This window comes from Synechococcus sp. R55.3 (assembly GCF_047461975.1).
Classification (GTDB): domain Bacteria; phylum Cyanobacteriota; class Cyanobacteriia; order Thermostichales; family Thermostichaceae; genus Thermostichus.
Genome location: NZ_JANSIG010000004.1, coordinates 55,631 through 63,403 on the forward strand (window position 1 = coordinate 55,631; position 7,773 = coordinate 63,403).

5 protein-coding genes and 1 pseudogene are annotated in these 7,773 nt (G+C 58.4%); 4 read left to right on the forward strand and 2 right to left on the reverse strand.

All coding sequences use genetic code 11. The features are described 5' to 3' along the window. Positions 1-887 (reverse strand): annotated as a pseudogene (locus NW849_RS01380) (hypothetical protein); the annotation flags it as partial. 307 nt (positions 888-1,194) lie between these two features. Between NW849_RS01380 and NW849_RS01385 the strand changes: the two are divergent. Further along, a complete protein-coding gene (locus NW849_RS01385) occupies positions 1,195-2,223 on the forward strand; it encodes a LysR substrate-binding domain-containing protein (protein WP_414355599.1) in 1,029 nt (342 codons plus the stop codon). Here the strand turns inward: NW849_RS01385 and NW849_RS01390 are convergent. After that, the gene (locus NW849_RS01390) at positions 2,105-4,558 is read right to left on the reverse strand and encodes an ArnT family glycosyltransferase (protein ID WP_414355592.1); all 2,454 of its coding nucleotides are present in this window, start codon (positions 4,556-4,558) and stop codon (positions 2,105-2,107) included. The two genes, NW849_RS01385 and NW849_RS01390, sit on opposite strands and share 119 nt — an antisense overlap. Before the next feature lie 136 nt (positions 4,559-4,694). Between NW849_RS01390 and NW849_RS01395 the strand changes: the two genes are divergently transcribed. The 3 genes from NW849_RS01395 to NW849_RS01405 all read left to right on the forward strand — a co-directional run. Then, positions 4,695-6,278 carry a cryptochrome/photolyase family protein gene (locus tag NW849_RS01395; protein WP_414355593.1) on the forward strand — a complete coding sequence of 528 codons (1,584 nt, stop codon included), beginning with the start codon at positions 4,695-4,697 and terminating at the stop codon, positions 6,276-6,278. 75 nt (positions 6,279-6,353) lie between these two features. Then, positions 6,354-6,896, forward strand: a complete 543-nt coding sequence (gene nrdR, locus NW849_RS01400; RefSeq protein WP_414328718.1) for a transcriptional regulator NrdR — start codon at positions 6,354-6,356, stop codon at positions 6,894-6,896. Positions 6,897-7,159: 263 nt separating this feature from the next. Then, on the forward strand, positions 7,160-7,773 hold a 614-nt coding region (locus tag NW849_RS01405; protein ID WP_414355594.1), incomplete at its 3' end, for a hypothetical protein.

Below are 7,773 nucleotides of genomic sequence, written 5' to 3' on the forward strand. Positions count from 1 at the left end.
GCCCGACCCGCTGGATTTTCTGCCAAATCGAGGTAGGCTTTCCGAGCGGCCTCTCCGTGAATCCACAAGTCTCGGACGGTGGCCGCCACGCTGGATCCCCCTGAGCCACGCGGATAGCGAATGTAGTCGAAAAGGATCCCATCCGGCTGTCGCTGTAGGATGCGGCGGACTAACTCGGCAAAATCCCGCCGTGCCAAGGGATGAAAGGGATCCACAAATACCTCGCCAGGACTGCCCAGGTCTTCCGAAAGGGCTGTAGCGGGATCCAAGACGGTGGTGATGCCGCGACCGTTGCGGGCCAGGGCCACCTGTCGATCGGGCCGTTGTCCGTAGCTGTAACCGAAATTGAGGGAAAACACCCAGGCATAGGCAGATAAGCCGCGGCGTCGTGCCGCCTTCAGAGCCAGATCCAACAAGTCGGCGTTGGGCTGTAAGCTGGGCCAGATCCCCCCTGCGCCATCCGGCAAAATAGAGCGGCCATCGTAAAAGGTCTCGATAAAGACGCGGTTGTAGCCCAGGTTCACTACTTGGTCGAATACCTGATCCAACACGCCCGGATTGGCATCACAAGGGTGCAGACGTACCCAAATGGCCTGGATCTGGGGCCAGCGTTGGCTGCGGCAGGCAATCAAGGCGGCACGATGCTCGTCCAAAATCTGCGCGTATTCGGCCCAGGCGACATCTGACCGGTTGGCCTGTTGGCGCAGTTGAGACTTGCGGGCCACTTCCGCAGGCGGTTGCTGACAGAAGGCATTGAGCAGGGATCCCGCCGGTTCCTGGCTGCCCTGAAGCCGAGAACCAGAGCCCGGGAAAAGAAAACGGCCCGGCCCCAGAAATTGGGCATGGGCTGCGATCCCCCATCCCAGCAATATCAGTGCGCCTAGCACACCCGCAAGCCAGCGGATCCCTTGGTTTTTCGGCAGTCTCAGCACCCTCAACCTCCACCGAGAATGGCCCCGATCGTACTCTTCTCCTGCCCAGAGAGCGGCTATTGGAAAAAAACAGCCGCCTGTGCCCAGACTGGCGCAATCCCTTGGTCGATCTCTACCTTAAGTCCGAGTGGTAGGGGGTTGCTCTTCGGTTTTGCCCCTTTCGCCACTGTGACCGTTAGCCAGGTTCTCCTAGGGATCTCGCCAAAAGGCATAGATTAGAGCTTATGATTTAGTAGTAAACCTTTAGCTTTTCTTGATGTCCATGAAGGCCATTACCCTGCATCAACTGCAAATCTTCGAGGTTGCCGCCCGCCACCTGAGCTTTACCCGCGCTGCCGAAGAGCTCTACCTGACCCAACCCACGATTTCCATGCAGATCAAGCAATTGAGCAAAGCCGTGGGGTTACCGCTGTTTGAACAGGTGGGCAAGCGGCTGTATCTCACCGAAGCGGGGCAAGCTTTACACCAAACCTGCGAGAAGATTTTTGAACAATTGAATCAATTCGAGATGACCCTTGCCGACCTGAAGGGGTTAAAGCAGGGACGGCTGAGCATTGGAGTGGTCACCACTGCCAAATACTTTATTCCCCGTCTTCTGGGGCCATTTTGTCAGCAGTATCCCGGCATCGACGTAGCTCTCAAGGTGATCAACCGCCAGCAGGTTTTGGAGCGGATGAGCAACAACATGGACGATCTCTACGTGATGGGGATGCCGCCAGAAGATCTGGACGTGGTGGCACAACCTTTTCTGGAAAATCCCTTGGTGGTGATGGCCCCCATTCATCATCCGCTGGTGGGCCAAAAGGGGATCCCTCTGGCGCGCATTGCCCAAGAACCTTTTTTGGCCCGTGAACCCGGCTCCGGCACCCGCATGGCTGTAGAGCGGCTCTTCGACAAGCATAACCTGAAACTCAACATCCGCATGGAGATAGGCAGCAGCGAAGCCATTCGCCAGGGCATTGTGGGTGGATTGGGCATTTCGGTTTTGTCTCAGCATGTGTTGGCCTTGGGGGGGTGGCAGCATCATCTGGCTATTTTGGATGTGGAAGAGTTTCCCATTCGGGGGTTCTGGTATTTGGTCTATTTGCGCTCTAAGCGTCTTTCGGTGGTGGCCAAAGCTTTTGCCGACTTTCTTCTTTCCCAGGTTTCTCAAATGGAGCTGGACTTTGTGGCTAAAGAGCAGCACAAATCCAATTCAAATCCCAATCCAAATCCGCTTTCCAGCAAAGAGGCTGAAGCACAGCCGAGAGCTCTTGCCGCAACCCCCGGATCCCCTCAAAGTCGTGAGTGAACAATACTCGCAAAAACCCCAGGTAAGCCCGCGCCCACTCGTCTTCCGGATCCAGCTCGACGATCTGTTGAAAATGCAACTGAGCTGCTTCTGGTTGTAACAGCACCGCCAACAGCAAGCCCAGTTGGTAGTGGCTTTGGATTTGCTGGCTCGGTTGGCCTTGGGCAGCAGCCTGTTGCCGTTCCCCCTCCAGCAGTTGCCGTACCAGGATGCGATCTGGATCCGTCAAAAAAGTCGGGTATTGCAGGGTTGTCCAGGCATTGAGATAAAGGGAGAGGGCCTGCAGATCCCCAGCGGCAGCAGCTCTGGCCGCCTCGCGGAGAGGAAACAAGGGATCCGTTACAAGGGGGGATCCCTCCTTCGGGAAGCTCGACAGGGATCCTCTCCAGGGTTGGCGTAGGGAATGGCGGGTCCCTTTGGGCAACTGCCATTCCAGGTGGAGAAGGCCACCTCTTGGGAAGTCGGTTGTGGGCAGCGTCAAGATCTCTTCCACCAGCCAGCCGCCTGTTGAGTTGAGCTGCAGGCGATTCTGCCCCAGCACCCAGGCCCGCTTCTCCAAAACCCGTCCTTGCCCATCTTCCAGCCGCGCCCAAACCAGCGTCTGGGCCAAGTTCTGAGCTGGGCCTTGCCAGCGTAACTTCCAGGCGGGGATCCCCAGCTCCAACAGCGCCTCAACCTCCACCAGCTCCACCTCCCCAGCTTCCAGAGGCCACTTCTGCACCGTCACTCTTGGCATGCGAGGGAAGTAGGTGTGCAGCCGACCCAAGGTAGGCAACTCCACCGCCGGATCTTGTCGCCAGTCTGGGCTGCTGCGCAGGTGCTGCCGGATCTGCTCCTTAGTCGGGCCATAAGGGCCAATAATTCCCTGTTCCCCTTCCGCATCCACAAACCCATCCAGCAAGGAGAGCTCCAACTCCGGCCAGGGGGTTTGCCCGGCAGCGCGGAACGTGACCGGCCAGCGCTGGAGAGCTGCTAAGTAGGTGAGGGTTTCGGAAGAGATCAGCTCTGTATTGGGGAGAACTCCCAACGTGGTGGTCAAGCCTGGCTGGATCAAGGATTGGATCCACTGCGTCAGCTCCTGTGTGGGGTGCTGCCCCTGCCAATGCATTTGGATCCCCGTCCACAGAGGGGCCACCCCTGGGGTGAGGGGCCGACCCAAATTGGCCAAGGCCAAGCAGCCCAGAACTAGCCCTGCACAGACTCCCCTTTGCAAAGCCCACGCACCCCAGCGTTCCTCCAACCACCGGCAAGCCTTTTGGATCCCGCCTGCTGATAACACCGCCAAGAGGGGCAGCAAAGGTAGGGTGAAGCGCACATCTTTGATGTCCACCAGGGTGTAGAGAAGGTAGCCCGAACCGTAGGTGGCCCACAAGACTGCCTCTCGCCTGTCCAGGGATCCCCACCCGCTCAGCAGCGGCAACCCACACAGAAAAGGGCTCATCTGCAGGGGCAGAAAGCGCAAGTAGGTGGTCCACCAGCACAGGGATCCCGCTGGGCAAGTGATGTAGTAGTGGGCAGTCTCGGCGTAAGCCCAGCCATTGCTGAGCACAAACAGCCAATTGGCCCTGTACCAAGGCCAGCACAAAAGCAGCGCCACGCCCATGCCCAAGGTCAGATGGGCCAGCCGCACCAACCAAGGGATCCCTTTCCACCACCCCACCGCTTTCCCAGAGCGCCAGAGGGCCTGACCTGCAACTCCCACCAAAGGCAGCAGCAAAAACAGCACCCCCGTCCACTTGGTGAGCAGCACCGCCGCCACCCCCGCCCCCACCCCCACCGCCCCCCACCAGGAAGGCTTCTCCCCATAGGCCCACAGCGCCCAAAACGCCAGCGTCACCGCCACCACCAGCGGCAACTCCAACATGTACACGTGGGCCAAAGCCGTGATCCCCGGATAGAGGAGCAGCAGCGCCGCCGCCAGCCAGCCCACTTCCCAGGAGCGATAGACCCGCTGTCCCAGCCGCTGGGTTGCCAGAACCAGCACCCCCAGCAACACCAAGTTGAGCAACTGCCCGTCCGCCCGGCTGAAGGGATGCAGAGCCGCCAAGGGGATCCCCAGCCAATAGGCCAAAGGGGGGTAGCGCTGGTTCAAATGCAAAAACTGCTGCCCCCACAGCCCATCCCAGCGAAACCGCTGCAGGTGAAGCCCAAAAGCCTGCGCCTGCAACAAATGCTGCGCCTCATCCCACGCCGGCGGCAAGGGATCCGTGCAGTTCCAGATCACCAGCAGCAGCAGGGCCACCATCCCCAGCCCGGCCCACCACCGCAGGAAAGGGATCCCCGGCCTGTGGGGTCTCTCCGGCAATGTCTCTCTCTCCTCGTCTGTACCGTTCATGCTTTGAAAACAATCCGCAGAGATTCAGCAGACATTGGGATCCCTTGCAACTGCCACCTGGCCTTGCCCCCCAGAGCTAAACTCAACCTGTGTCATTCTCAGCGCTCCTCCCATAGACCGAGAGCTTCAGCATCCCATGATCGCTCCATCTGCCGGCCCAGAAGGGGTTTGGATCCTTGCGGATCAACTCCACCCACAGCAATCCGCCCTCGCTTCCCTATCAACCCTATCCCCAGACCGAGTTCCGGTCATTCTCATCGAATCCCACACCTGGGCCAGCTCCCGCAACCACCATCAGCAGAAACTGGTGCTGGTCTGGTCGGCCATGCGCCACTTTGCCCAAGAACTGCAACAGCGGGGCTACCCAGTCACCTACGTGGAAGCCGACAGCTATGCCGAGCCCCTGCAAACCTGGGCCAAGCAACATCAACTGCAGCAGATCCGCCTCATGCAGCCCGCCGATATTCCCGTCCGAGATGAAATAGAAAAGCTGAGATCCACCCTCCCTTGCCCCCTCCTGATCTTGGAAAACAACCACTTCCTCTGGAGTACTCGTCAATTTATCGACTGGGCCTCAGGCCGCAAGCGCCTGCTTCTAGAAGACTTTTACCGCGAAGGGCGAAGACGCTTCCGCATTCTCATGGATGGCCCCAAGCCCCTAGGCGGGCGCTGGAACTACGACCGGGAAAACCGCCATCCCCCCAAACCCGGAATGCGCTACCCCCAGCCCCTCACCTTCCCCCCCGACGCCATCACCCAGGCTGTCATCGCAAAAGTTAGGCAACACTACGGCCATCACTTCGGATCTCTAGAAGGATTTGGCTGGGCCGTCACCCGCGCCCAAGCCCTGCAAGTGCTTGATCATTTCATTCACGAGCGCCTGCCCCACTTCGGCCCCTGGCAAGACGCCATGCAAGCCGGGGAAGACTTCCTTTTCCACTCGCTGCTTTCTCCCTACCTCAACTTGGGCCTGCTCACCCCCCACGAAGTCATCGCTGCCGTCGAACAAGCCTACCATCGCGGCGGGATCCCCCTGCCCTCCGCCGAAGGCTTCATCCGCCAGATCCTGGGCTGGCGGGAGTACATGCGCGGCTTCTACGAATACCAAATGCCCAACGGCTATGCCCAGAACAACTTTTTTGGCCACCAGCGACCCCTGCCAGAGTTTTTTTGGACGGGCAAAACCGACATGGCCTGTCTGCAGCACACCCTGGATCAAATTCGCCGTCATGGTTATGCCCACCACATCCAGCGGCTAATGGTTCTCAGCAATTTCGCCCTCATCAGTGGCATTCAGCCCCAGGCAGTAGAAGCGTGGTTTCAGGATGTGTTTATCGACAGCTACGACTGGGTGATGCAGCCCAACGTCATCGGCATGGGCCTTTTTGCCGATGGGGGCATGCTCTCCACCAAACCCTATGCCGCCTCTGCTCAGTACATCCGCAAAATGAGTGACTACTGCCGCCATTGCCGCTACAATCCCAGCGAAAAGGTTGGCAAACAAGCCTGCCCCATCAATACGTTGTATTGGGACTTCCTGTTGCGTCAGCGATCCCTCTTAGCCCCCTTGGGCAGAATGAAATGGGTATTGATCCATTTGGATCGCATGGAACCGGAGCTGAAGGCCCAGATCCAGGCGCAAGCCGCTGCTTGGTGGGATCCCTTGCAATCTGCACTCGACGAACAGAGTCCATCTCATTCTCATTTGCAATCTGTCTAAGCACCAGAAGATTAAGCATCCGGTAAAATTGAGGCACCCTCCTACCCACCTGTCGCTTTGTAAGGACTGCAAGCCATGAAATGTCCCCGCTGCAGCAAACAAGAAATCCGAGTTTTGGAATCTCGTTCGGCAGAAGGTGGCCAGAGTGTGCGGCGGCGGCGAGAATGCATGTCCTGTGGCTACCGCTTCACCACCTATGAGCGCATCGAGTTCATGCCCATCATGGTCATTAAACGGGATGGATCCCGCGAAAGCTTCAACCGCAACAAGATCCTGCAAGGGGTGATGCGTGCCTGCCAAAAAACCCCCGTCACCGTCAGACAGATGGAAGAGCTGGTCAATGAGATCGAAGAAAAACTGCAATTGGAAGATGCCCAAGAGGTAACCAGCCTGCGCATCGGCGAGATGGTGCTGGAGCGCCTGCAACACCTAAGTGAGGTGGCCTACGTGCGCTTTGCCTCCGTTTATCGCCAGTTTCAGGGTATAAAAGACTTTGTCAATGAGCTGGAACAGTTGGAACCACCTCTGCGACGGGATCTGGAGCGGCTGCTGCAGGACTCCTCTGCCTCAAATTCCGAATCTCCTGGTTCTCCAGACTTGGTGGGAGAGTATTCGTGACGTGGGAACGACAGCGCAAGCCGGCCCTCCCTGGAAGCAGCGGGGAAATGGCGCTTGTGGGCCGGAAAAATTACTGTGAAGGGATCGCCCATTCCAAAGGCTTAGCGGTATGCTTGGGGTAGTAATTGCGGCTTACACTAAAGCTAGAGCTGCACGCCTTTAGATTGCCGGTGTTCAGCACTATCCTTGGAGATCCCTGATATCTTGGATCCCTCTGTGTCAAGCTGTCCCAGCCCCCTGTCCTTCCGAGTCGATCCCAATCTATGCAATACGGTTTTCGGGGTTCTAGCCCCTCTGGCGCTCGCAACAGCAACAGTAACCCCAGTGGCTTTCGCTCCCCTGCCGCAATGGAGACGGGGCCAGGGGTGGTGCCGATTCAGGTGTATCAACAAGTGGCCGAAGAGTTGGAGTCTGCCCGTCAGCAGGTAAGCCTGCTTTCCTCGGAAAACCAGCACCTGCGCGCTCTGCATCAGCAGTTGTCTGGAGAGATCGCTGCCATCACCCAAGAGTTCCAGGGGCAATTGGGCCACACCCTGAAGCGCCTGCAGCAAATCAGCCTACGGCTTGCTGACGCAAATGGCCAGGCTGCCCAAGTTGCTGCAGCTTCTGAAGCCTCTTTCCAACAGAACAGCCCGACTGCCAATCCCGGCCAACCGGAAGCCCCTCCCAGCTACGATTTTTTGAATCGCCTCAAGCGCCGACAGGCCCGCAACGAGACCCCCTCCTTCTCATCCAACGGCTTTGCCCCGTCCTCCTTTGATTCCCTTCGCCACCCTTCCACCCACACCTCTGCCGAGCCCTACCCCCGCACTGGCTACCAGGTTCCTTCCCTGGACGAGTTGATGCAGGATAGGGGCGGCCCGGATCCCTATCTCGG

Bases quoted from the DNA above. Each gene is read 5' to 3' on its own strand.
- NW849_RS01390 (WP_414355592.1), bottom strand. From the start codon at position 4,558: ATGAACGGTACAGACGAGGAGAGAGAGACATTGCCGGAGAGACCCCAC.
- NW849_RS01395 (WP_414355593.1), top strand. From the start codon at position 4,695: ATGATCGCTCCATCTGCCGGCCCAGAAGGGGTTTGGATCCTTGCGGAT.
- NW849_RS01385 (WP_414355599.1), top strand. From the start codon at position 1,195: ATGAAGGCCATTACCCTGCATCAACTGCAAATCTTCGAGGTTGCCGCC.
- nrdR (WP_414328718.1), top strand. From the start codon at position 6,354: ATGAAATGTCCCCGCTGCAGCAAACAAGAAATCCGAGTTTTGGAATCT.